Source organism: uncultured Stenotrophomonas sp. (genome assembly GCF_913778665.1).
Classification (GTDB): domain Bacteria; phylum Pseudomonadota; class Gammaproteobacteria; order Xanthomonadales; family Xanthomonadaceae; genus Stenotrophomonas.
The window spans coordinates 63721-86307 of sequence record NZ_CAJYVQ010000008.1 but is presented as its reverse complement, the minus strand read 5'-3'; the positions used below and the strand labels follow the sequence as shown (position 1 = coordinate 86307).

Annotated in this window: 20 protein-coding genes; 4 read left to right on the top strand and 16 right to left on the bottom strand. The window is 67.2% G+C overall.

Annotated features, from left to right (window positions below; all coding sequences use genetic code 11):
- Positions 1 to 15 precede the first annotated feature (15 nt).
- Positions 16 to 753, top strand: coding sequence for a pteridine reductase (locus QZ853_RS09180; protein ID WP_295572206.1), 738 nt, complete (start codon positions 16 to 18; stop codon positions 751 to 753).
- A 31-nt stretch (positions 754 to 784) separates the two neighbouring features.
- Here QZ853_RS09180 and folK read toward each other — a convergent pair whose 3' ends face one another.
- On the bottom strand, positions 785 to 1270 hold the full coding sequence (gene folK / locus QZ853_RS09175) for a 2-amino-4-hydroxy-6-hydroxymethyldihydropteridine diphosphokinase (RefSeq protein WP_295573456.1): 486 nt from the start codon (positions 1268 to 1270) through the stop codon (positions 785 to 787).
- A 91-nt stretch (positions 1271 to 1361) separates the two neighbouring features.
- Between folK and QZ853_RS09170 the strand changes: the two genes are divergently transcribed.
- Positions 1362 to 2111, top strand: a complete 750-nt coding sequence (locus tag QZ853_RS09170; protein ID WP_295572203.1) for a 20S proteasome subunit A/B — start codon at positions 1362 to 1364, stop codon at positions 2109 to 2111.
- A 70-nt stretch (positions 2112 to 2181) separates the two neighbouring features.
- Here QZ853_RS09170 and QZ853_RS09165 read toward each other — a convergent pair whose 3' ends face one another.
- The 4 genes from QZ853_RS09165 to QZ853_RS09150 form a co-directional block, all read right to left on the bottom strand.
- Positions 2182 to 3693 carry an ATP-binding protein gene (locus QZ853_RS09165; protein ID WP_295572200.1) on the bottom strand — a complete coding sequence of 504 codons (1512 nt, stop codon included), beginning with the start codon at positions 3691 to 3693 and terminating at the stop codon, positions 2182 to 2184.
- 4 nt (positions 3694 to 3697) lie between these two features.
- The gene (locus QZ853_RS09160) at positions 3698 to 4138 is read right to left on the bottom strand and encodes a response regulator (protein WP_107231996.1); all 441 of its coding nucleotides are present in this window, start codon (positions 4136 to 4138) and stop codon (positions 3698 to 3700) included.
- Complete coding sequence (locus tag QZ853_RS09155; protein WP_295572194.1) at positions 4135 to 5952, bottom strand: ATP-binding protein; 1818 nt, start codon at positions 5950 to 5952, stop codon at positions 4135 to 4137. The genes QZ853_RS09160 and QZ853_RS09155 overlap by 4 nt, the downstream gene beginning before the upstream one ends.
- A 231-nt stretch (positions 5953 to 6183) precedes the next feature.
- Positions 6184 to 6567, bottom strand: a complete 384-nt coding sequence (locus QZ853_RS09150) for a BON domain-containing protein (RefSeq protein ID WP_006470382.1) — start codon at positions 6565 to 6567, stop codon at positions 6184 to 6186.
- 171 nt (positions 6568 to 6738) lie between these two features.
- On the opposite strand from QZ853_RS09150, the gene QZ853_RS09145 reads away from it, so the two are divergent.
- The gene (locus QZ853_RS09145; RefSeq protein ID WP_295572189.1) at positions 6739 to 7782 is read left to right on the top strand and encodes an oxidoreductase; all 1044 of its coding nucleotides are present in this window, start codon (positions 6739 to 6741) and stop codon (positions 7780 to 7782) included.
- Positions 7783 to 8125: 343 nt separating this feature from the next.
- On the opposite strand, the gene gnd is transcribed toward QZ853_RS09145, so the two are convergent.
- From gnd to QZ853_RS09110, 7 genes are all read right to left on the bottom strand, one after another.
- Complete coding sequence (gene gnd, locus QZ853_RS09140; protein ID WP_295572187.1) at positions 8126 to 9031, bottom strand: phosphogluconate dehydrogenase (NAD(+)-dependent, decarboxylating); 906 nt, start codon at positions 9029 to 9031, stop codon at positions 8126 to 8128.
- A 10-nt stretch (positions 9032 to 9041) separates the two neighbouring features.
- Positions 9042 to 10280 (bottom strand): hypothetical protein, encoded by a 1239-nt coding sequence (locus QZ853_RS09135; RefSeq protein ID WP_295573453.1) that lies wholly within the window; start codon positions 10278 to 10280, stop codon positions 9042 to 9044.
- 17 nt (positions 10281 to 10297) lie between these two features.
- Positions 10298 to 10882 carry a DUF2242 domain-containing protein gene (locus QZ853_RS09130; protein WP_295572185.1) on the bottom strand — a complete coding sequence of 195 codons (585 nt, stop codon included), beginning with the start codon at positions 10880 to 10882 and terminating at the stop codon, positions 10298 to 10300.
- Between the two features lie 172 nt (positions 10883 to 11054).
- Entirely contained in the window at positions 11055 to 13232 is a 2178-nt protein-coding gene (locus tag QZ853_RS09125; RefSeq protein ID WP_295572182.1) for a carboxy terminal-processing peptidase, read from the bottom strand.
- 313 nt (positions 13233 to 13545) lie between these two features.
- Positions 13546 to 14556 carry a lipoyl synthase gene (lipA, locus tag QZ853_RS09120; RefSeq protein WP_295572179.1) on the bottom strand — a complete coding sequence of 337 codons (1011 nt, stop codon included), beginning with the start codon at positions 14554 to 14556 and terminating at the stop codon, positions 13546 to 13548.
- Positions 14557 to 14574: 18 nt separating this feature from the next.
- Entirely contained in the window at positions 14575 to 15285 is a 711-nt protein-coding gene (gene lipB, locus QZ853_RS09115) for a lipoyl(octanoyl) transferase LipB (protein ID WP_295572176.1), read from the bottom strand.
- A complete protein-coding gene (locus tag QZ853_RS09110; RefSeq protein WP_295572173.1) occupies positions 15273 to 15551 on the bottom strand; it encodes a YbeD family protein in 279 nt (92 codons plus the stop codon). Before QZ853_RS09110 ends, lipB begins: the two co-directional genes overlap by 13 nt.
- A 317-nt stretch (positions 15552 to 15868) precedes the next feature.
- On the opposite strand from QZ853_RS09110, the gene QZ853_RS09105 reads away from it, so the two are divergent.
- On the top strand, positions 15869 to 16927 hold the full coding sequence (locus QZ853_RS09105; RefSeq protein ID WP_295572170.1) for a lipid A deacylase LpxR family protein: 1059 nt from the start codon (positions 15869 to 15871) through the stop codon (positions 16925 to 16927).
- A gap of 106 nt (positions 16928 to 17033) precedes the next feature.
- Here QZ853_RS09105 and QZ853_RS09100 read toward each other — a convergent pair whose 3' ends face one another.
- The 4 genes from QZ853_RS09100 to rodA all read right to left on the bottom strand — a co-directional run bounded on the left by QZ853_RS09100 (position 17034) and on the right by rodA (position 22520).
- Positions 17034 to 18251: a D-alanyl-D-alanine carboxypeptidase family protein gene (locus tag QZ853_RS09100; RefSeq protein ID WP_005411069.1), complete on the bottom strand. Its 1218-nt coding sequence runs from the start codon at positions 18249 to 18251 to the stop codon at positions 17034 to 17036.
- A 100-nt stretch (positions 18252 to 18351) separates the two neighbouring features.
- Positions 18352 to 19617: a septal ring lytic transglycosylase RlpA family protein gene (locus tag QZ853_RS09095; protein ID WP_295572166.1), complete on the bottom strand. Its 1266-nt coding sequence runs from the start codon at positions 19615 to 19617 to the stop codon at positions 18352 to 18354.
- Entirely contained in the window at positions 19614 to 20759 is a 1146-nt protein-coding gene (gene mltB / locus QZ853_RS09090) for a lytic murein transglycosylase B (RefSeq protein ID WP_295572163.1), read from the bottom strand. The genes QZ853_RS09095 and mltB overlap by 4 nt, the downstream gene beginning before the upstream one ends.
- 666 nt (positions 20760 to 21425) lie before the next feature.
- Positions 21426 to 22520 (bottom strand): rod shape-determining protein RodA, encoded by a 1095-nt coding sequence (rodA, locus tag QZ853_RS09085; RefSeq protein ID WP_295572161.1) that lies wholly within the window; start codon positions 22518 to 22520, stop codon positions 21426 to 21428.
- Between the last annotated feature and the right edge of the window lie 67 nt (positions 22521 to 22587).

Below are 22587 nucleotides of genomic sequence, written 5' to 3'. Positions count from 1 at the left end.
CCTTGGAGGACCCTCATGAGCGACACCGCCCCCGTGGCCCTGATCACCGGCAGCGCACGCCGGATCGGCGCGGCCATCGCCCGCCAGTTCCACGCCTGTGGCTGGTCGGTGGTGCTGCACGCCAACACCTCCAGCGCGGAGCTGCAGCAGACCGCGTTCGATTTCGACAACGTGCGCCCGGGCAGCGTGCTGGCCCTGCAGGCCGACCTGCGGGACGCCGACGCCCTGTCCGACCTGGTGGAACAAGCGGTCACCCATTTCGGGCGGCTGGACGCGTTGGTCAACAACGCCTCCAACTTCTTCCCGACCCCGCTCGGCCAGGTGACCGCCGAGGCGATGGACGAGCTGTACGCGGTCAACGCGCGTGCGCCGCTGCTGTTGTCACAGGCCGCCGCGCCCTACCTGCGCCGCCAGCACGGCTGCATCGTCAACCTGACCGACCTGCACGGCACCGACCCGATGCGCGACCACATCGCCTATACGATGGCCAAGGCCGCGCTGGAAATGGCCACCCGCTCGCTGGCGCTGGAGCTGGCGCCGAAGGTGCGGGTGAATGCGGTGGCGCCCGGCGCGATCCTGTGGCCGGAACAGGGCAAGGACGATTTTGCGCGCGAGGCGCTGCTGGCGCGCACGCCGCTGGCGCGGATCGGCACGGTCGAAGAGATCGCCGAAGCGGTGTACTGGCTGGTGGCCGAGGCCAGCTTCGTCACCGGCCACACCCTGCGCGTGGATGGCGGGCGTACAGTCAGTTGAGGTGTTGCCGGTCAGCGGCCGGCAACCTCCCTCATTCCAGGTCCACCACCTCGAACGTGGCACCGTACTGCGCATGTGCGCGCCACAGCGTGGCGAGGTCCTTGCCACTGACCGGGTCGATGAAATCCGGCGCGATGTCGGCCAACGGCTTCAGCACGAAGGCGTGCTTCAGCTCCGGGCGCGGGATGCGCAGGTGGCCGGGGCCCTCCACCACCAGGTCGCCGTAGAACACCACGTCGATGTCCAGCGTCCGGTCGGAGAAGCGCGGTCCGCTGCGGTCGCGACCGTGCGCGTCTTCCAGCGCATGCAGCCAGTCGTCCAGTTCCTGCAGCGGCAGGTCGGTGTCGATCGCCACGGCGTTGTTGAGGAAGGCCGGGCCATCGAATCCGACCGCAGCAGTGCGGTAGGCGGGCGAAACCTGCAGCGCGCCGAAGCGCTCGCGCAGGGCCGTCACCGCGGCGTGGAGGTAGCGGCGGGGCTGGACGTTGCTGCCCAGGCTCAGGAGCACGGTGGTCATGCGGTTCAGGTGACAGTGCTTGGGGGGCGTGGACATGCCGTCGTCACGGCGGCCTGCCTACAATCCGGGACGCACATGATAGGGCACCGACATGACCTATTGCGTTGGAATCGAAGTGGACGAAGGCCTGGTCTTCGCCGCAGACACCCGGACCAATGCCTCGCTGGACGATGTGCGCGTGCACCGCAAGCTGCACGTGTTCGAATACCCCGGCCAGGCGGCTTACGTGCTGATGGCGGCAGGCAACCTGGCCACCACCCAGCTGCTCGTGTCGCGCCTTGGGCGCGATGCCGATGAACGGCGCACGCCCAACCTCCGCGACATGGTCCACCTGTTCGAAGCGGCCGAATACGTCGGCCAACTGCTGGTGGACAGCCAAGTGCACAGCAGCCACAGCGAACACGGCCATGATGGGGTCAATACGCAGGCAACGCTGATCTTCGGCGGCCAGATCGCTGGCGAGCGGCCCGGGCTGTACATGATCTACCCGCTCGGCAACGCCATTGCTGCCTCGCCGGAGACGCCCTACCTGCAGATCGGCGAATCGAAGTACGGCAAGCCGATCCTCGACCGCATCCTCACCCCGGCCACCCGGCTGGAGGATGCTGCGCGTACCGCCATCGTGTCGCTGGATTCGACCATCCGCTCCAACCTGTCGGTGGGCCTGCCGATCGACCTGGCGCTGCTGCGCAATGGCGAACTGCGCGTCGGCCAGCAGCTGCGGCTGGGGGCGGATTCGGCGCTGTACGCCGATATCCACCAGAACTGGTCGCGGCGGCTGGAACAGGCGGTGGACGCGCTGCCGCGGTTCCCGTGGGAAACCGCGGATCGACCGACCTGACCTGCCACCGATCACGGCCCGGCGCTATCGAAAGCGGTGGGGGTGCCGGACCATGCCCTGCGACGCGTGCTCAGCCCAGCGCTTCGGCCACCGCGCGGAACACCTTCTGCATCTGCAGCGGCTTGTGCAGCACATGCACCTTGACGCTGGCCGGGAACGCATCGGCCGGCACCGTCACTGCGGCGTCTTCCAGTACCAGTGCGGGACCGCCATAGCCCAACGCGGCCATTTCGCCCAGCAACTGGCTGGCCGACAACAGCTTGGAACCGGCATCGGCGATCACCAGCGCCGGCATCGCTTCCTGCTGCATCCAGCGCAGCGCCGCAGCGCCATCGGAAGCCAGCTGCAGCTGGTAACCCTGGCTCGACAACGCGTTGCCGAGCAGCGACAGGCGCGTGGCCTCGCCATCGACCACCAGGATCGACTGGCCGCTGCCCAGCGCCACCAGCTGCTCGATCGGCTCGCTGCCATCGAGGGCTTCATGCATTGGCAGCCGCAGTTCGAAGCAGGTGCCCTGCCCCGGCTGGCTGCTGACGTGGATGCTGCCACCGGCGCCTTCAACGATGCGCTTGCAGGAAATCAGGCCCAAGCCGGTGCCATCGGCCTTGGTGGTGAAGAACGGGTTGAACAGGTGCGACAGCGTGTCCGCATCCATGCCGATGCCCTCGTCAGCCACCCGTATATGCATCCAGTCCACGCCATCGCGCTGACCAGCATGGCTGGCGGTGAGGCTCAGGCGGCCACCGTTGGGCATCGCCTGGATGCCGTTCAACGCCAGGTTCAACATCACCTGCTGCAGCTCGGTGTAGTTGGCATCGACCACCAGGCCCTCATCCTGCACCTGCAGCTCCAGCCGCACCGCGTCGGGCACATTGCTGCGCAACAGCAGCGCCACCGCATCGAACAGGCCGGCGATCTCGATGCGCTCGCTCGGTTTGCGCGAGCCGCGCACGAACGACAGCATCGACTCGGCCATCTCGTGGCCACGGCGCCCGCACTCGGCGATGACATCGGCCAGGTGGTGCAACTGCGGATCGTCGGTGCGCGCCTTCAGCAGGTCCGGCATGATCAGCAACGGCTGCAGGATGTTGCGCAGGTCGTGGCTGAGGCCGGCGGCGAGCAGCGACAGGCTCTCCAGGCGCTGCGCGCGCATCAGTTCGGTTTCCACCCGGGCACGCTCGATCGCACTTCGTGCATCGCGGATCGCACGCACCACTGCCGACGGCAGGCGCGCCGGCAGGTGCTTGATGATGTAGTCATTGGCCCCCTTCTGCAGGGCCGCCACCGCGTTCTCCTCACCCATGGTGCCGGAGACGAAGATGAAGGGTACTTCCGGCGATGTCTCGCGCACGATGCGCAACGCATCGTCGCCGGAGAAGCCGGGCATGCTCAGGTCGGACAGCACGATATCCGGCTGGAACGCAGCCAGTGCCTGGCGCAGCTCCGCCTCGCTCTCGACGCGCTCGAAGCGGGCGTCCAGGCCCGCATCCAGCATCTGTTCGGACATCAGCTCGGCATCTTCCGGTGAGTCCTCCACCAGCAGGATGCGTAGCGCCCCCAGGGCGGGACCGGTCAAGGGCATGGGCTCACTCGAGTTCCGGTGCCTGGTTGATCAACGCCCAGAACTTGCCCAGCGTCTGTACGGCGCCGAAGAACTGGTCCACGTCCACCGGCTTGACCACATAGGCGTTCACGCCCATGTCCCAGCTGCGCGCCAGATCGCTTTCCTCGCGCGAGGACGACAGGATCACCACCGGCAGGCGCTTCAGCTCGTCGTGCTCGCGGATCTGCCGCAGCACTTCCAGGCCATCCATGCGCGGCATCTTGATGTCCAGCAGCAGCACGGCGGGCAGGCCTTCCTCGCGGCTGGCGTATGCGCCGCGGCGCAGCAGGTAGTCCATCACTTCCACGCCATCCTCGACGTGCACGATGGGATTGGCCAGCCGCGCCTCTTCCAGGGCATCGATCGCCATCTCGGCATCGGCCGGGCTGTCTTCGGCAAGAAGGATGGTGCGCAGAGTCGTCATGCAGAGGGACCTTGTTTGTCCGCGTCGATCGCGGGAGGCAGGTAGAAGTGGAAGGTGGCGCCTACGTCCGGTTCGGCCTCGGCCCAGATACGGCCGCCGTGGCGGGTCAGCACGCGACGCACGCTGGCCAGGCCGATGCCGGTACCGGGGTAGTCGCTGGCCTTGTGCAGGCGCTGGAAGACGCCAAACAGCTTGCCGGCATAGGCCATGTCAAAGCCTGCACCATTGTCGCTGACCGTGAACTGATGACCGCCATCGGGCTGCGGCTGGTAGTCCACGCGGATCTTCGCCGGTTCGCGGTTGCCCGAGTACTTCACCGCGTTGCCAAGCAGGTTCAGCCAGACCTGGCGGATCATGTTCTCGTCGGCCACCACGATCGGCAGCGGTGCGATGCTCCACTCCACGTGGTGCGGATGGCCGCTGCTTTCAGCCTCGGACTGCAGGTTGGAATCGAGCATGGCGCGGGTATCGGCGACCAGCGACTGCATGTCCACCGCCTGCTGGCGCATGGCAACGCGGCCCAGGCGCGAGTACACCAGCAGGTCGTCGATCAGTGCCGCCATGCGCCGTGCCGAGCCGGAGATCACGTCCAGGTAGTGGCGACTCTTTTCGTCGGCGGCGTCGCCGAGGTGGCGCGACAACTTGTCGGAGAAACCCGCCACATGGCGCAGCGGCGCACGCAGATCGTGCGAGACCGAATAGCTGAACGCTTCCAGTTCGCGGTTGACCTCGGACACCTGCGCGACCTTGCCTTCCAGCTGCCGGTTCAGCTCTTCCACGCGCAGCTGCACGGCGCGCTGCATGGTGACGTCACTGATCGTCAGCAGCACCACTTCGTCATCGGTATCCGGCAACGGCATGCGCCGTGCGTTGAGCAGCATGTAGCGCGCCATGCCATCGGCGGTGCGCTGTTCATGCTCGAAATCCCACAGCTCACGGCCACGCAGCAACACGTCGGACAGGCGCTGGCGCACCACCGCATCCTTCCACGCGCCATCGCCGACGGTTTCCAGCAACAGGCCTTCGACGCGTTCGTCCTGCAGCCCGTACAGTTCGGCGAAGGCCGGATTGTGCAGCTGCACGCGCAGGTCGCGGTCGAGCAGCACGATCGGTTCGCGCACGGTCTGCAGCACCGAGGCCGCACGTGCCGCTGATCGCAGCGACTGCCGTTCCGCCTGCAGGCGGCGACCGATCTGCCGCTGCAGCAGCCACAGCACCAGGCCGAGCAGCGCCAGCTGCACCACCAGCGAACTCCACGACACCAGCTCGGTCTGCTTGCGCTGGCGCGCGGCCTGTTCGGCGCGGAGGGTCAGCAGCTTCTGTTCACTGGCCTGCAGTTCCTCCACCAGCCCGCGGATCGGATAGCGCGTGCTGAGATCCTGCACCAGCGCGCGCTGGTCGCTGTTCGGCTCGGACTTGGCCAGTTCGCGGGCCACTGCCAGGCGCCCTTCCAGCATTGACTCGATGCGACCGATGCGGATCAGCTGATCGGGGTTGTCGCGGGTCATCCGGCCCAGTTCGGCCAATCGCCCTGGAATTTCGCTGGCCTTGGCCATGCGTTCGCGCAGGCCGGGCGCATCGATGCCCTTGGACAGGGTCAACGCCGCCGATTCAACATCCCGGACATCCGCCTGCAGCTGCTGCACGGCAACGCCCACGGCCTGGGTATGGTTGACCCACGCCATGGCATCTTCGTTGTCCTGCTGCAGTTCGCGCAGGGTCAACCACGGCACCACGATGATAGCGGCGGCCGCCAGCGCAAGGGCTGGCAACCGCCAGCGGTCCCAGATGTCGTCACTGAAAACCAGCGCCATGGTGCCTCGTCAGCCAGGCCGCGAATCGGTGGTCGGGACGAGCCCGACGGCGGCGGAACCGGCAATATAGCGCAGCCGGTCATATGGGCGAGCGTTCCGGCCAGGCTGGCTGAACGGGTTGGCGGTCGGTCCTGTAGAGCCGAGCCCATGCCCGGCTGCCTTGGAGTTCCAGCCGGGCATGGCCCGGCTCTACAGATCAGCGGGCGCCCCACGCGGGGGCGCCCACCGGGCTCAGCGCTTGGCGGCAGCACTGACCTTCAACGCGGCAGCATCAACGCGGGTCACGCCCTTGATGCCCTTGGCGGTGGTGACCGCCTTGTCCTTCTCGGCCTGGGTGGCCACGGCGCCGCTGAGGCTGACCACGCCATTCACCGTTTCCACCTTGATTTCAGTGCCCGGCACGTTGCTGCTGGCCAGCAGGTCCGCCTTCACCTTGGTGGTGATCCAGGTATCGGTCACCGGCTCGTTGGAGTCGTGGCGATCGGCATGGGTCGCCGGATGCGTGCTGGTCGGCGGGCTCTTCGCGGCCGGATCCTTGGCGAATGCGGCGGAGGAAGACAGCGCCAGGCCCAGGGTCAGGGCGGAAGCAATCAGCGTACGGGTGGTATTGCTCATCGTGTCGTACTCCTTCGGTGTGTGCTGCCAGTCTGGACAAGCGCACGTGGAGCAGGCGTGGCGTTGCGGTCATGCCGCCGTGAATCGCGCCCCCCGCAGCGGTAACGGTTCAGTTTTGGTGCGATGCCTGGCTGTCGATTACCCTGTGTTTCCCACAGCCGGAGCCCTGTCATGCGCCCCGACCTGCAACTGGCCCTGATCGGCTACGGTATCGCCGGCCGCGTCTTCCATGCGCCGCTGATCCAGCACACACCCGGCCTGGCACTGCACAGCATCGTCAGTTCACAGCGCGACACCCTGCTGCGCACGTTCAGCGATGTGCACGTGCGTGCGACGCCGCAGGAGGTCTTCGACGACCCGGCCGTGGATGCGGTGGTGATCGCCACGCCGAACGCCCAGCACGCCCCCCTGGCCATGGCTGCGTTGGCTGCCGGCAAGCACGTGCTGGTCGACAAGCCGTTCGCACTTGATCTTGCCGAAGCCGAAGCGGTGCTGGCCACTGCGCGTGAAGCTGGCCGCATCGCCACCGTGTTCCAGAACCGGCGCTTCGATGCCGGCTTCCTCACCCTGCAGGCGCTGCTGGCCGAAGGCACGCTTGGCGAGGTGGCCGAGTGCCATGCGCACTTCGATCGCTACCGGCCGCAGGTGCGCGACCGCTGGCGCGAACAGGAAGGCGCGGGCAGTGGCCTCTGGTATGACCTGGGCCCACACCTGCTGGACCAGATGCTGGTGCTGTTCGGCTGGCCACAGGCGATCGAAGCCGATCTGGCGATGCAGCGCGAAGGCGGCAGCAGCATCGATTACTTCCATGCGGTACTGCATTACCCGCGGCACCGTGCGATCGTGCATGCCGGTTCGCTGGTGGCGGCGCCGACGCCGCACTTCGCGGTGCATGGCCGCGACGGCAGCTGGGTCAAGCACGGCCTGGACGTGCAGGAAGCGCAGCTGCGCCGTGGCGTGGCGCCGGGCGCGCCCGGTTGGGGCATCGACCCGCGGCATGGCGAGCTGCTGCGCTGTGATGCGGAGGACAATGTGCAGCGTACGACGGTGGACAACCTGGCGGGTGACTACCGGCGGCTGTATGCGCAGTTCGCGGCGGCGGTGAACGGTGATGGCGAAGCCACGGTGAGCCCCGTGCAGGCGTTGCAGCTCATGCGACTGCTGCAGGCGGGCATGGAGAGTTCGCGCGAGGGACGGCGGGTGGTGTTGGGGTGATCGGCAGGGCTGCGCCCTGCACCTGCTCAACGCAACGGCAACGGCAACAGCAACGTCAAAAGCGCGTATTCCGTGGGATGGCGGGGCGGGTCCGGTTGAGGGGGACGCCGTAAACCCGTCCATGGGGGCTTGGTCGCGGCATCCATGCCGCTCACACCTCCTCAACCGGACCCACCCCGCCTTCGACAGTTTGCTGCGGGCTGTTGGAAGGGCGTCCTGCTCTGGTAGGTGTCGACCTTGGCCGACACAGTAGAGCCATGCCATGCGTGGATGACGCGGGAACGATGGCTTGACCGGTTCAGAACCCTTTCCTGCGGAAAGGAATCCGACACCATTGCGGGGCTTACGACTTCTTGATGGCGTGACCGCCGAACTCGTTGCGCATCGCCGACAGCAGCCGGTCGGTGAACGAATTCGATTCGCGCGAGCGCAGGCGTTCCAGCAGCGAAAGTGTGATCACTGGTGCCGGCACGTCCAGTGCGATCGCTTCGGCTACGGTCCAGCGGCCTTCGCCGGAATCCTCGACGTACGGTGCGATGCCGTCCAGCGACGGATTGCGCTTGAGGGCTTCGGTGCTCAGGTCCAGCAGCCACGAACGCACCACGCTGCCGTGGCGCCACACTTCGGCCACCTGGGCCAGGTCCAGCTCCATTTCCTGCTTGCGCTCCATCAGCGCGAAGCCTTCGGCGTACGCCTGCATCATTCCGTACTCGATGCCGTTGTGGACCATCTTGGTGAAGTGGCCGGCACCGGACGGGCCGACACGTGCCCAGCCGCGATCTTCGGCCGGTGCCAACGTGCGCAGCAGCGGTGCGATCTGTTCCACCACCGAGGCCTCGCCACCCACCATCAGGCTGTAGCCTTCCTGCAAGCCCCACACGCCACCGCTGGTGCCGCAGTCGACGTAGCCCAGGTCATCCTCGGCCAGCGCCTTGGCGCGGCGGATCGAATCCTGGTAGTTGGAGTTGCCGCCGTCGATGACGATGTCACCCTCGGCCAGGTGCGGGGTCAGCTGGCCCAGGGTCTGGTCGACGGTCTCGCCCGCCGGCACCATCAGCCACACTACGCGCGGCACCGGCAGCGTGGCCACGGCGGCGGCCAGCGAGTCAACCACCTCCAGGCCGGCCTCGGCGGCGCGCTGACGGGCGCCCTCGCCCGGGTCATAGCCCACCACGCGGTGGCCGCCGCGATGCAGGCGCTGGGCCATGTTGGCGCCCATGCGGCCGAGGCCGATCATTGCAATATCCATTGTTTCACCTTCAGTTGGGGTCTAGGGTCAGGCTGCCTGGCCTGCCGGTGGCTGCGCAGTGGCGCAGCTGCGCCTCGCGCCAACGCCGGTAGAGCGTGGTATGCAGATTGTGCACCGCCAGATCGATCGAAAACGGGGTTCGCGGATTGCGATCGAGCAGGCGGGCGATGTGGTAACCGATGGGACGTATACCGCGCGGGTGCACATAGATCACGAACTGCTGGTAGAACGGATCGTCCAGCAACTGGTCCATGCGTGCCAGCGTGTCGCGGTAGCGGGGGGCGAGCGCCGCGCGCAGTTGCGCATCGCGCTCGAACAGCAGGCGCTCGAAATAACGCGTGCCGACCCGCGGCATGCCCTGCGCCAGCCGCCACAGTTCGGCATTGCGATGGTCGTACCAGGCCAGGCCGGCATGCGTGGCCAGCGCCTGCGCGGCGCCCTCGCCCACCGATACCACTACGAAGTTCTCGGCCTGATTGCTCAGGTCATCCAGCGTGCCCGCGTCGTACACATGCTCGATGAAACCCGGCACGCCAACGAACGCCTGCCGCCCCATCGCCGATGTACGCACCGCCTTGCCATCGGCAAAGAAATCTCCTGCACCCGCACCCAGCAGGATGCTGTCGGTGTCATGCAACGCCAGAAACGTGCCGATCGACAGTTCGGCGGGTTTGAATTCCGCATCGAACGCCGCATCGCCATACAGTTCGCGCTGGGTCGCCAGCTGCGCGACCTGGCGGCCCACTCCGCATTCGGCGCGCACGCTGCCACTGTAGAACGTCTGCAACGCGCGGCTGTTGCCGCGGTTGGGCACGTAGCCGCGGCCGAAACTGCGTGTGCGCTGCCAGCCCTGCGCCGGCGCACCCTGCAGCCCGAAGCCGATCCAGCCCAGTTGCAGGCCGGAAAAGCGGAACGCTGGATTGCCCTCCAAAGCAGTCGCCGCGCGCAGCGTGGCCGCACCCAGCTCAAAGGTGTAGGCGCAGACCGTAGCTGGATCGTCCAGCAGTTGCTGCAGCAGCGCCTGGCGCGATGCAGTGGGCAGATCCACGGGCCAGCGCACGCGCAGGTCACCTGCCGCCTGCGCCGCCGCCAGCGAAGCACGCGAGCACACCGGGCCGCCCTGCACCTCGGGCGCGGCAACCGCCGCGTCTTCGAAGCGCCAGCCCAATCGCTGCAACAGGCCCTGTACGCAGTCGACGGGCGTGGACGCGGCGCCCAGCGCCGGCGCCAGCAGCAGCGCCAGGCCCATCAGCCTGCCACGCACGCTCACCCCTGGTCCGTGGGGGCCGCCGCGGGTTCGGGCGCTGTCGCCGCCGGGGGCGTGGCAGCGTCCGCCGGCAGGTACTGCTGCAAGCGCTGGAAGAAGCGCCGGTAGAACTCGGCATCGGTGACCGTGCTGCTGGCCACCTTCACCAGCGAGTCGTCATTGCTGCCGAAGGGCAGCGATACCGAACCCAACGCGCCAACACCGACGCTGGCCGACGTCGGGCTCTTCTTCAGCGCATAGCGATCCTGCACCGCGCTGACGAATACCAGTGTCTGGCTGCCACGCGGCGCGCAGGAGATGCGCAGTACCAGTTGCTCGTGATCATCATCGCGGGGCTGGAAGTTCTTGTTGCCTTCCACCTGTGCCGCATCGGAACGCGCAATGGCATAGCCCTGGCTGAGCAAGGTCCGCCGCGCGGCCTCGCAGGCGTCGCCTGGACGGCCATCGACCGTGCGCGAGAAGGTGTCGCCGGAATCGAAGGATTCACGCAGCAGCGTGCTGTCGGCGGCACGACCACCGCAGGCCGACAGGAGCAGGGCACTGCTGAGGGCCACAGCAGCGCTGGAAAGACGGGAGGCCCGCATGGGTACTCCTGCGAGGACGGTACCGGCAAGGGTAGTCCCGCCACCGTGTGCGTCAGGTCGACATAGACGCCCCTGTTGTTCCCGGTTCATCCGACGGTGGCGCCAGGAAGGAGTTCCACAACGAAACGGGGCCGGCAATGCCGGCCCCTCGGGTTCACATGCGTCTGCAGGCTCAGTCGGCCCAGCGACCGGCGCCAGTGGACTGCGGCAGCACCTGCGCCGACAGTGGGCGGTCGTTGGCCAGCAGGTTCACCGCGTCGGCCAGGATCGACGCCGATTCGCGCAGCAGCGGGTCCGGACGCTTCTCGGCCGCTTTCTCGCGCGCGGCATCCTTGACGATGTCGCGCTCGTTGCCGGTCAGGCCGTCATCGCTGCTGTCATCGGCCAGCGGGTCCAGGGCCAGGCCCAGTTCCTTGCGCTGCTGCTGGCGCTCCTTGCGCTGGGTGTCCTGGCGCTCGCGCTCGGCGCGACGGGTCGCCTCGTTCAACGAGATGTACTTCTTCGCCGCTTCAGTGCGGAACTGCTGCACGTCCTCGTTCCACCACTGGAACTCCTTGTCGGTGGCGATGCGGGCGTCGTGGCGGGTTTCCAGCTTCGGCAGCAGCGGCGCGAAGTTGCCGTACTGGGTGTGCGGCACGGCCGCGATGCGGGTCCACGGCAAGGCGTTGTCGTAGGTGCTCTCGCCAAACTCGGTGGCATCGACGCTGGCCGGGAAGGCCAGGTCCGGCACCACGCCCTTGTGCTGGGTGCTGCTTCCGCTGATGCGGAAGAACTGGGCGATGGTCAGCTTGACCTGGCCGAAGCGCTGGGTCTCGCCACTCGGCCAACGGTCGAGGTCGACGATGTTCTGCACGGTGCCCTTGCCGAAGCTGGTTTCACCGATCACCAGGCCACGGCCGTAGTCCTGGATGGCGCCGGCGAAGATTTCCGAGGCCGAGGCCGAGCCGCGGTTGATCAGCACCGCCAGCGGGCCGTCCCACGCCACGCCCTGGTTGCGATCGCTGTTGACGGTGACGCGGCCACCGGACTCGCGCACCTGCACCACCGGGCCCTGCTCGATGAACAGGCCGGTCAGTTCGATCGCTTCATCCAGCGAACCACCGCCGTTGTTGCGCAGGTCCAGCACCACGCCGTCCAGCTTGTCGTTCTTGAAACCGGCCAGCAGCTTGGCCACGTCGCGGGTGGCCGAGGCATAGTCGGCGGCATTGCGGCGACGGCCTTCGAAGTCCTGGTAGAACGTCGGCAGCTTGATAACGCCGATCTTGCGCGCCGGCTCACCATTGGCGGCCGGGATGGTCATGGTCTCGCCCTTGGCGGCCTGTTCGGCCAGGCGCACCTTCTGCCGGGTCAGCACCAGCGTGTGGTGCTTGCCATCGGCACCTTCGGCCGCCGGGATGAATTCCAGCTTGACCTGGGTGTCCTTGGCGCCACGGATCTTGGCCACGACATCGTCGATGCGCCAGCCGATCACATCCTCGACCTGGCCGGACTTGCCCTGGCCGACGCCGACGATGCGGTCGCCCGGCTTCAGCGTGCCGTCCACCGCCGCCGGTCCACCGGCGATGATCTCGCGGATCACCACCACATCGTCCTGGCGCTGCAGCTGCGCGCCGATGCCTTCCAGCGACAGCGACATCGCCTGGTTGAAGTTCTCGGCAGTGCGCGGGGTGAAGTAATCGGTGTGCGGATCAACCGCGCTGGTGTACGAATTCATGAAAAACTGGAAGACGTCCTCGCCTTTCAGTTCATTGACCGACTTTTCCAGCGTCGCGTAGCGCTTGTCCAGCGTCTTGCGGATGTCATCCGGCTTCTTGCCGGCCAGTTTCAGGCGCAGCCAGTCGTTCTTGACCGACTTGCGCCACAGCTCATCCAGCTCGGCACTGCTGGCCGCCCACGGCACCTTCTTGCGGTCGTACTCGAAGCGCTCGTCGGTGGTGAAGTCCGGCTCCTGCTTGAGCAGCTTGCGCGCATAGGCCACGCGCTCGCCGACGCGCTGCTTGTAGACGGCAAACACCTGGAAGGCCGGCTCCAGCTCGCCACCACGGATCGCCGAGGAAATGTTGGCCTCGAACGGTGCAAAGCGCGCCACGTCGGCCTGGGTGAAGTACTGCTTGCCGCCGTCCAGCGTTTCCAGGTAGCGCTTGAACACGTCCTTGGAGGTGGCCTCGTCCAACGCGCGCGGGCGGTAGGCGTAGCGGCTATCGGACAACAGGCCGTACACCAGCTTGGAGGTGGTCACCTGATCGGCGGTGGCCGCAGCGGGCAATGCGGGCGAGTCGGCCTTGGCAGCCAACGCCAGCGGTGCGACCAGCGCCAGGGCCATCAGGAATGCGGGGGCTTTGAATTTCATTGACGTGCTCGAGGGCGCCTTGCCAAGGGGGAGACTGCGTGGTGTTCAGACATCACGACAGTGCCGAAAGTTGCCGGGTTTGTCACCCGCCCACATCCGGTGGAAAACCAGCCTAGCGGGGCCGGTGTAGCAAATTGTGAATGGCCGGAAAGCATGCCCCCACAACACCCGCTGCCAGAGTGCCGATGGGATCGGATGGAGAGCCCCCTGAGTGAGGGGGCCGCCGCGAAGCGGCGGAGGTCTGGGTGATCGCAAGCCGGGGCCCACGGGGTGCGCGCACCGTGGGAAGCGGTAGCGCGCATCGCGCAACCGCTTACCGGACGCCAGCGCCCTTGGCCTGTACGTCGGCGTGGTACGACGAGCGCACCATCGGGCCGGAGGCCACGTGGCTGAAGCCCAGCTCGTAGCCGTAGTCTTCCAGCGCCTTGTAGTCTTCCGGGGTCCAGTACTTCAGCACCGGGTGGTGGTGCGCGGTCGGCTGCAGGTACTGGCCGATGGTGATCATGTCCACGTCGTGCGCGCGCAGATCGCGCATGGTGGCCTTGATCTGTTCGAACTCTTCGCCCAGGCCCAGCATGATGCCGCTCTTGGTCGGCACCGCCGGGTGCTGCGCCTTGAAGTTCTTCAGCAGGTTCAGCGACCACTGGTAATCCGCACCCGGGCGCACGTTGCGGTACAGGTCCGGTACGGTTTCGATGTTGTGGTTGAACACGTCCGGCGGGTTCTGCGCCAGAATCTCCAGCGCGCGTTCCATGCGGCCCTTGCCGCGGAAGTCCGGGGTCAGCACTTCGATGCGGGTGCCCGGCGACTTCTCGCGGATGGCGGTGATGCAGTCGACGAAGTGCTGGGCACCGCCGTCGCGCAGGTCATCGCGGTCGACGCTGGTCACCACCACGTACTTCAGGCCCATGTCGGCCACGGTCTGGCCGAGGCTGGCCGGCTCGTTGGCATCGGGCGGCTTGGGGCGGCCGTGGGCCACGTCGCAGAACGAGCAGCGGCGGGTACAGACTTCGCCCAGGATCATGAAGGTGGCGGTGCCGTGGCCGAAACACTCGTGGATGTTCGGGCAGCTCGCTTCCTCGCATACGGTCACCAGGCGGTTCTCGCGCAGCTTGGCCTTCAGGTTCTGCACCGCATTGCCCGAAGGAATGCGCACGCGGATCCACGACGGCTTGCGCAGCACCGGCGCGTCGGCGAACTGCACCGGCGAGCGGTTGATCTTGTCACCGCCCAGCTGCTTGACCCCGGCCTGCAACGGCGCGGCGGACGGAGTGTCGCCCTGCACGATCTGCAGGGGAATGGAACGGGCGGTGGTTTCAGTCATGGCAGTTCCGGGGGGCGGTCAGGCGGCCGCAGAAAGATCAGGCAGTTCCGGCGTGTGCTGCAGTAGCAGGCCGAACTGGCGGGCCAGGTGGTCCAGCAGCACCGGCTTGACGGCATCCATCCCGGAGGGGCCGCCCAAGTCTACCACCGAGGTCACCTGCAACCCTTGGTAACCACAGGGATTGATGCGGTGGAAGGGCTCCAGGTCCATGGCCACATTGAAGGCCAGGCCATGGAAGGTGCATCCGCGGCGCACGCGGATGCCAAGGGCGGCGATCTTGGCGCCCCCGACGTAGACGCCCGGGGCGCCGTCACGGCGTTCGGCGCCGATGTTCCACTCGGCCAGGGTGTCGATGATCGCCTGCTCGATGCGGCACACGTAGTCGCGCACACCGATGCCCAGCCGTGGCAGTCGCAGCAACGGATAGACCACGATCTGGCCGGGGCCGTGATAGGTCACCTGGCCGCCACGGTCCACGTGCAGCACCGGGATCTCGCCAGGCGCCAGCACATGCTCGTCCTTGCCGGCCTGGCCCAGGGTGAACACCGGGTCGTGCTCGACCACCCACAGCTCGTCGGCATCGGCGTCGCTGCGCTGGTCGGTGAAGCGCTGCATGGCGCGCCACACCGGCTCGTAGGGCTGGCGCCCCAGGTCGCGGACCACCGCCGGGCGCGGCGGACGGTCTTCCGGGGCCGCCTCGGCCGGACAGCTGTCGGCTACAGCGTCCACTTCACTTCCGGGTGATCGCGCAGCGCCTGGTGGGCCAGGTCGTACTGCTCGCGGCTTTCGGCCTTGAACACCATGCGGATGGAGACGTACTTGCCGTTGGACGAGTGCTTCCAGCTGATGCGTTCAGTGACGACATCGATGCCGGCGGCCAGCAGCAGGCGCGGAAGCTCATGTTCCAGGCCGCGGTTGGCCGGGCCCATCGCGCTGAGCTCGAACTGACCGGGGAACTGGAAGCCGTGTTCGGGGTTGTCGGACTTGATTTCCATGGGCCCATTATCGGGCCGCAGGGCCACAAACCCAAGAGTATTCACCAAAGTCAAAGGCAGCATCGGCGGGCTGCTGCGTTGCAATCGGCCAAGGCCAGGGCCCGGCAGGCCCAACCGCAGCTGACTGTGCCGCAGCCCCCGGCCTTGGCCGGGCGGTACCCCGCGCACCGGCGCATAAGGAATTGTATCGGCCGGACAATGTTGTTTTCGGAACAGACAAGTGATCGGGATGCGCTCGTTCCATCACGTGGGGGCGAGTACCGTGTCGTTGCAGAAAACGACAATCCATCGCCCCCTTACCCATGAGCATTCCATCCATGCGTAGTGTCGCAGCCCTCGGGCTGTCCGGCCTGCTGGCCGCCGCCCTCCCCCTTGCCGCCCAAGCGGCCGAACAATGCGGCCCGGACGCGATGCGCGACCACCCGCCGCAGGTCAATTTCCGCGTCGACAACGACCTGTTCGGTGGCCGCCACCAGGACCAGGGCTATACCAACGGCGCACAGCTGACCCTGGTCTCGCCGAACCTGGTCGACTACACCGACGATCCGTGCCTGCCGCGCATGGCGCGTTGGGTGAACCAGTACCTGGAAGGCCTGCACCCGGGCAGGTTCGAACAGCAGAACATGATCTTCAGCATCGGCCAGGGCATCTTCACCCCGACCGACCCGACCCGGCGCGATCTGATCGAGGACGACCGGCCGTATGCCGGCGTACTGCTGGCCAGCTTCGGTTTCAACGCGCGCAGCGGCGACCGCCTGCAGACCACTCAGCTGGCGGTAGGCGTGGTCGGCCCGTGGGCGCAGGGCAAGCAGGTGCAGGATGCGGTGCACAACATCCTGGGCGACAAGAAGTTCGAAGGCTGGGACAACCAGCTGCACAACGAACCGGTGTTCATGCTGACCCACGAGCGCATGCGCCGCTGGCCGGCCGATGCCAGCGTCAATGCCGGCGGCTGGGGCTGGGATGCGATCAGCCACTACGGCGGCGCAATCGGCAACCTGGAAACCAAGGCCAATGCCGGTGGCGAAGTGCGTTTCGGCTGGAAGCTGCCCGACGACTTCGGCAGCACGCCGCTGCGCCCGGCCGGCGAGAACACCGCGCCGACCCGGGGCGGCCGCCCCAGTGGCTGGTCCTGGCATCTGTTCGCGACCACCGACGCTGCCTGGGTAATCCGCGATATCACCCTGGACGGCAACACCTTCCGCAGCAGCCACAGCGTGGACAAGCGCCACGTGGTAGCCCAGGGCGGCTACGGCATCGCCGTGATGCGCGGGCGCTGGAAGTTCGCGGTCGCGCGCTACCACAGCACCCGCGAGTTCTACGGCCAGCGCCAGTCGCCGGTGTTCGGCAGCTTCACCATCAGCCGCTCGCTGTAACTGCACCTTGTAGCGTCGAGCCATGCTCGACTGTCCTTGCTCGACTCCAAGAACGGAAAAGGCCGGCATTCGCCGGCCTCTTTCGTTCACCGCGCAGATGCGTGGATCATTCCGATTCCCACCACATCCAGAAGCTGTCCCACAGGCGCTTGAAGAAGCCGGCCTGTTCGACGGCAGCCACCGCCACCAGCGGTGCTTCGGCGATGACCTTGCCATCCAGGGTGACCTTCACGGTGCCGATCTGCTGGCCGGCGGTGAACGGTGCTTCCAGGGTCTTGGGCACGTCGATGCTCGGCTTCAGGTCGTTGTAGCGGCCGCGCGGCACGCTCACCAGCATCGGCTGCGCCACGCCCAGCTGCACCTTGTCGGTGGTGCCCTTCCAGACCTTGTGCTCGGCCACGGCCTTGCCCGGCTCGTACAGGCGATGGGTCTCGAAGAAGCGGAAGCCCCAGTTCAGCAGGGCCAGGCTGTCATCGGCACGCTGCTTCTCAGACGCACCGCCCAGCACCACCGCGATCAGGCGCTGGTCGCCACGCTGCGCCGAGCTCATCAGGCAATAGCCGGCTTCGGAAGTGTGGCCGGTCTTGATGCCGTCGACGCTGCCATCGCGCCACAGCAGCAGGTTGCGGTTCGGCTGCTTGATGTTGCCGACCTGGAATTCCTTGATCTTGTTGTACGCGTAGGTTTCCGGGTAATCGCGCACCATCGCGCGGCCCAGCAGTGCCAGGTCGTACGCGGTGCTGTGGTGGCCCTGCGCGGTCAGGCCGTGCGCGTTGACGAAGTGCGAGTCCTTCATGCCGATCTTGGCGGCGTAGCTGTTCATCAGCGACGCGAAGGCTTCTTCGCTGCCGGCCACGTGTTCGGCCAAGGCGATCGCGGCATCGTTGCCGGACTGGATCGCCATGCCCTTTTCCATGTCTTCCAGGCGTGCGGTCTGGTTGACCGGGAAGCCGCTGTAGCTGCCATCGGTACCGGCGCCACCTTCGCGCCAGGCGCGCTCGCTCATCATCACCTGGTCATCTGCACGGACCTTGCCGTTCTTGACCTCGGCGGCGATCACGTAGGACGTCATCACCTTGGTGATGCTGGCCGGGGCCAGCTGCTCGTGGATGTTTTCGCCAGCCAGCACCTGGCCGGTGGCGTAATCCATCAGCACCCAGGCCTTGGACACGCTCGGCGCCGGCGCCGGCGGAGTGGCGACGGTGGCAGGGGCGGCAGCAGCGGCGGGCGCCGGCGTGGCCGGAGTCGGCAGCGGCGTCTGGGCGGAAGCCAGGCCCACCACCAGGGTGGCGGCCAGGGCGGTGGCGGCGGAACGGAAATTCATTGGACAGCAGGCTCCAGGGGACGGCCGGGAATGGAGGGTGGAACGTAACGGCCATTGTAAGGCCGGGGGAGCACGGGCCGGCAGCACCGGCCCGGGCGGATCAATCCTTGACGATCTGCGGCGAACCCAGGCCCAGACCGGCGATGCGACCGACAAGTTCCGCGGCGCTGGCATGGTCGCTGGCGGGAACGCGCAGGCGGAACAGGGTACGGCCACCGGCGGCGATGTCGCTGATGGTGGCGCCGACGATGCCGGCGGCACTGAGCTGGCCCATCGCGCGGTTGGCGTTGTCGCGATTGGAGAAGCTGGCGACCTGCACCATCACCGCGCCCACCATCTGCTGCGACAGGCTGGGCGCCGCCGGGGCGCTGCGCACCGGTGCCGGGGCCACCACGCGCGGAGCAGCACTGGCCACCACGGCCGATGCCGGTGCCGTACTGCGCACCGGCGGCGCGCTCGGCGGCAGGCTGCTGACCGCCACATCTGGCGCGGTGCTGGCCACGCCCTGTGTGGTGGCCGGCTGGCCACGTGCCGGGGCGCCATCGGCGGGCAGGCGGTTGACCAGGCGATCGATGTCACTGTCGGCGACACGCGCGGCCGGCGTCGGGCGCGCGCTGGCCACAGCCGTGGTTGCGGCGGCTTCGGCAGCACGACGCTCCCGGCGCGACGGCTTCTGCGCCAGCAGGTTGCCCTCGCCCGGCTGCAGCGCGCGCACCTCGACATTGCCGGTACCGCGCTGGGTGATGCCCAGGCGCACGGCGGCGGCGTAGCTGAGATCGACCACGCGGCCATCGTGGAACGGGCCGCGATCGTTGACGCGCACGACCACCGATTCGCCGTTGTCCAGGTTGGTCACGCGGGCGAAGCTGGGAAGCGGCAGCGTCTTGTGCGCGGCAGTGAACTGGTACATGTCGTAGACCTCGCGGTTGGAGGTCAGGCGGCCATGGAACTTGGCGCCGTAGTACGACGCGGTACCGCGCTCGACGTAGTTGCGGGTGTCGTCAAGCACGTTGTACGACTTGCCCAGCACCACGTACGGCGTCTTGTTGCCGATCGCCGAGCGTTCCTCGGCAGTCACTTCCGGCTCGGGAATGCACGCCACGTTCGGAATGTAGGTGGGCGTGCTGTCCTTCACCCCGGGCTTGTACAGGCCACCGGCGGTGTAATTGCCGCGGGTACTGAGGTCTTCCTTGGCCGCCGCATACGGCGAACCTTCCGGGCAGTGCGCCGGGCGCGAGCCGCGGCCCTGCACCAGCGTGCCGCTGGACTTGCCAGCATGGCCGGCGGTAGCCGGCTTCTTCGGCGCGCTGCTGCAGGCCGCCAGCGCGAGGACGATCAAGCTCGGGACCAGCCATCTGATGTTCATGCCGGGGGCAGCTCCTGTCCGGCGATGGCCTGGGACAACTGGAACACGGCCATCGCGTACATCTTCGAGAGGTTGTAGCGGGTGATCGCGTAGTAGTTCTGGAAGCCCAGCCAGTACTGCTTGCCGGTGCTGCCTTCCAGGGTGATCGGGGTGGCGGTGGCGCCCGGCTGCACCGGCGCGCTGGGCTGGTAGCCGCGCTGGGCCAGATCGGCCAGCGACCAAGTGGGCATCCACTCGGTCGGGTTGAACTCCTCGCGGCCCGGCGCCAGCGTGGCCGGCACGGCCACCTGGCCGCCGCGCACCCAGCCGCCCTTCTTCACGAAGTAGTTGGCGATGGACGAGAACACGTCGTCGTAGCTGTTGAACAGGTCGCGACGGCCATCGCCGTTGCCGTCCACGGCGTAATCGAGATAGCTGGACGGCATGAACTGGCCCATGCCCATCGCCCCGGCGTAGCTGCCCTTGAGCGTGGTGATGTCGAGCTTTTCTTCGCGGCCCAGCTCGAACAGCTTGGCCAGCTCATCGCGGAAGAACAGCTCGCGGCGCACTTCGCGTTCCAGCTTGGCCGGATCGCCGCTGCGCGGGTAATAGAAGGCCAGCGTGTACAGCGCATCGAGCACGCGATGGCTGCCAGCGTTCTTGCCGTAGCTGGTTTCCACGCCGATGATCGCCACGATCACTTCGGCTGGCACCCCGGTGCGCTGCTGCACGCGATCCAGTTCAGCGCGGTGCTCTGCCAGGAACGCGCGGCCGCCATCGATGCGTGCCTTGCTGATGAACATCGGCCGGTATTCGTTCCACGGTTTGACCCGCTCGGCCGGGCGCGACATCGCGGCGATGATCGGCTGGCGCACCTGCGCCTGGTCGAGCACGCTACTGATCTGCTCCGGCTTCAGGCCATAGCGCTTGGCCGTATCGGCGATGAAGCGGGCCCGCGCAACGTCGAACGGCACCGGAGTGAGATCGACCGGCGGCGCGCTGGCGGCGGTGGCTTCGGGTGCGGCCTCGGCAGGCCCATGGGCCTGGGTGGCGGGCTGGCGCGGCGTACTGCTGGCCTGGGGCGAAGGCGGCGGGGACTTCGGCTGGGTCGCGCAGGCGACCAGGCCGAGGGTGAGCATGCAGGCCAGAGTGCGTCGAATCATCGTCGCAGGTTAGCAGGTCATGGATGAATTAAAACCCCTAACACCATGAATCACAACGATTTGCCCGCGTTCAGCGGGAAATGTGAAGACGTCGTGATCGTGCTTCCCCATTCAGAGAGAGGTGGCCGGTTGCGTCCCCATCCCCGCAGACGCAACCGGCGACCGGATCCGGCCGATACCTGCGCGGCTGCCTCTCCCCAGTGGCAGTGCCCCGCGCTCCTTGTATCCGTTGGATCAGTGCTGCTCCCGCCCGACGCCCCCTCGCGCTGCAACGATTGACGGCGCGCCGTGCCGAACGGGCCGCCATTGTGCAGGCCGATTACGACAAGTCCATTGATCAGGATCAACGCGGCGTAAAAATGTGAATCAGATCGCAAATTTTTCGGACTTTGGTCAGTGCGCGGGCATCCGCGCGTTGTTGTGAGAACGCTTCCACAACAAGCGTTGCGCAGAGTCAGGAAGGTTTCAGCCAACGGCGCAGCCCCTCGTGGGTGGTTGGGCGGTTGCAGAAGGCCAGATTGCTGAGGGCTGCCCGGTTGGGCAGGCAGCGGGGCTTGTCCGCCGCATCCATGCCGCGGACACCCCGCGTTACCCACCGCGCGCCCGCCCCACGCATGGGCCGCGTTACCCAACCACCCACGAGGGGCTGCGCCGTTCGCTGGAAACCTATCCCCCGTGCACGGGCCGGTGCCCCCGTACCGCCATCACCAACCCGATCCCCGCCAGCAGCGACACCGCCGAGGTGCCGCCGTAGCTGATCAACGGCATCGGAATGCCTACCACCGGTAGCAGGCCGGAAATCATCCCGCCGTTCACCAGCACATACACGAAGAACGCCAAGCCCAGACTGCCGGCCAGCAGCCGTGCGTGCGTGTCGCGCGCATGCACCGCGATCCACAGGCAGCGCCAGACCACAAACAGGTACAGCGCGAACACGGTGGCCACGCCGATCCAGCCGAACTCTTCGGCCAGCACCGAGAACGCAAAGTCCGTGGTGTACTCGGGCAGGAAATCCAGGGTGGCCTGCGTGCCCTGCCCCCAGCCGCGCCCGTCCCAGCCACCGGAACCGATCGCGATGCGTGACTGCAGGATGTTCCAGCCGGTGCCGAGCGGATCCGCCGCCGGGTCGAGGAAGGTCAGCACGCGATCCTTCTGGTATTGCCGCAACAGGCCGAACCAGGCCAGCGGCGCGGCCACGGCCAGCCCCGTCGCGCCAGTGGCCACCCAACCCCAGTGCAACCCGGCCAGCAGCAGCGCGAACACGCCGCTGGCGGTAACCAGCGTGGCCGTGCCGAGGTTGGGCTGCAGCAGGATCAGCACGGCCGGTACGCCGATCAGCACAGCAGCGGTCAATACCGTGCGCGGTGAAGGTGGCAGCGGTTGGCGGTGCAGGTACAAGGCCATCATCAGCGGCAGGCTGAGCTTGAGCAGCTCGGACGGCTGCAGGTAGAACACGCCGAGATTGAGCCAGCGCTGCCCATACTTGCCGGTGCCGATCACATACACCGCCATCAGCGGCAGCATCGACAACGCGTAGATCGCCGGGGTCCACGCACGGAGGCGCAGCAGCGGAACGCGCGACAACAGCCACATCGCGGCCAGGCCACCGGCGAAGCGCACCGCCTGCCCGGCCACCGGACCGGACACGCTGTGCAGCACTGCCAGGCCCGCTGCCATCAGGATCAACAGCGCAGCCAGCAGCGGCAGATCGATCGTGCGCACCGCCTCACGGCAGATGCCAAGCAGTCGTTTCCATTCCACGCAGGTACGGTAGCAATGTGTGCTTGCGTGAAGCTGTCAGCGCGGCGCTGCATTTGTAGCGTCGAGC

What these genes read in the sequence shown, in the direction of transcription:
- QZ853_RS09180 (WP_295572206.1), top strand. Translation starts at nt 16, where the DNA reads ATGAGCGACACCGCCCCCGTGGCCCTGATCACCGGCAGCGCACGCCGG.
- folK (WP_295573456.1), bottom strand. Translation starts at nt 1,270, where the DNA reads ATGACCACCGTGCTCCTGAGCCTGGGCAGCAACGTCCAGCCCCGCCGC.
- QZ853_RS09170 (WP_295572203.1), top strand. Translation starts at nt 1,362, where the DNA reads ATGACCTATTGCGTTGGAATCGAAGTGGACGAAGGCCTGGTCTTCGCC.
- QZ853_RS09165 (WP_295572200.1), bottom strand. Translation starts at nt 3,693, where the DNA reads ATGCCCTTGACCGGTCCCGCCCTGGGGGCGCTACGCATCCTGCTGGTG.
- QZ853_RS09160 (WP_107231996.1), bottom strand. Translation starts at nt 4,138, where the DNA reads ATGACGACTCTGCGCACCATCCTTCTTGCCGAAGACAGCCCGGCCGAT.
- QZ853_RS09155 (WP_295572194.1), bottom strand. Translation starts at nt 5,952, where the DNA reads ATGGCGCTGGTTTTCAGTGACGACATCTGGGACCGCTGGCGGTTGCCA.
- QZ853_RS09150 (WP_006470382.1), bottom strand. Translation starts at nt 6,567, where the DNA reads ATGAGCAATACCACCCGTACGCTGATTGCTTCCGCCCTGACCCTGGGC.
- QZ853_RS09145 (WP_295572189.1), top strand. Translation starts at nt 6,739, where the DNA reads ATGCGCCCCGACCTGCAACTGGCCCTGATCGGCTACGGTATCGCCGGC.
- gnd (WP_295572187.1), bottom strand. Translation starts at nt 9,031, where the DNA reads ATGGATATTGCAATGATCGGCCTCGGCCGCATGGGCGCCAACATGGCC.
- QZ853_RS09135 (WP_295573453.1), bottom strand. Translation starts at nt 10,280, where the DNA reads ATGGGCCTGGCGCTGCTGCTGGCGCCGGCGCTGGGCGCCGCGTCCACG.
- QZ853_RS09130 (WP_295572185.1), bottom strand. Translation starts at nt 10,882, where the DNA reads ATGCGGGCCTCCCGTCTTTCCAGCGCTGCTGTGGCCCTCAGCAGTGCC.
- QZ853_RS09125 (WP_295572182.1), bottom strand. Translation starts at nt 13,232, where the DNA reads ATGAAATTCAAAGCCCCCGCATTCCTGATGGCCCTGGCGCTGGTCGCA.
- lipA (WP_295572179.1), bottom strand. Translation starts at nt 14,556, where the DNA reads ATGACTGAAACCACCGCCCGTTCCATTCCCCTGCAGATCGTGCAGGGC.
- QZ853_RS09110 (WP_295572173.1), bottom strand. Translation starts at nt 15,551, where the DNA reads ATGGAAATCAAGTCCGACAACCCCGAACACGGCTTCCAGTTCCCCGGT.
- QZ853_RS09105 (WP_295572170.1), top strand. Translation starts at nt 15,869, where the DNA reads ATGCGTAGTGTCGCAGCCCTCGGGCTGTCCGGCCTGCTGGCCGCCGCC.
- QZ853_RS09100 (WP_005411069.1), bottom strand. Translation starts at nt 18,251, where the DNA reads ATGAATTTCCGTTCCGCCGCCACCGCCCTGGCCGCCACCCTGGTGGTG.
- QZ853_RS09095 (WP_295572166.1), bottom strand. Translation starts at nt 19,617, where the DNA reads ATGAACATCAGATGGCTGGTCCCGAGCTTGATCGTCCTCGCGCTGGCG.
- mltB (WP_295572163.1), bottom strand. Translation starts at nt 20,759, where the DNA reads ATGATTCGACGCACTCTGGCCTGCATGCTCACCCTCGGCCTGGTCGCC.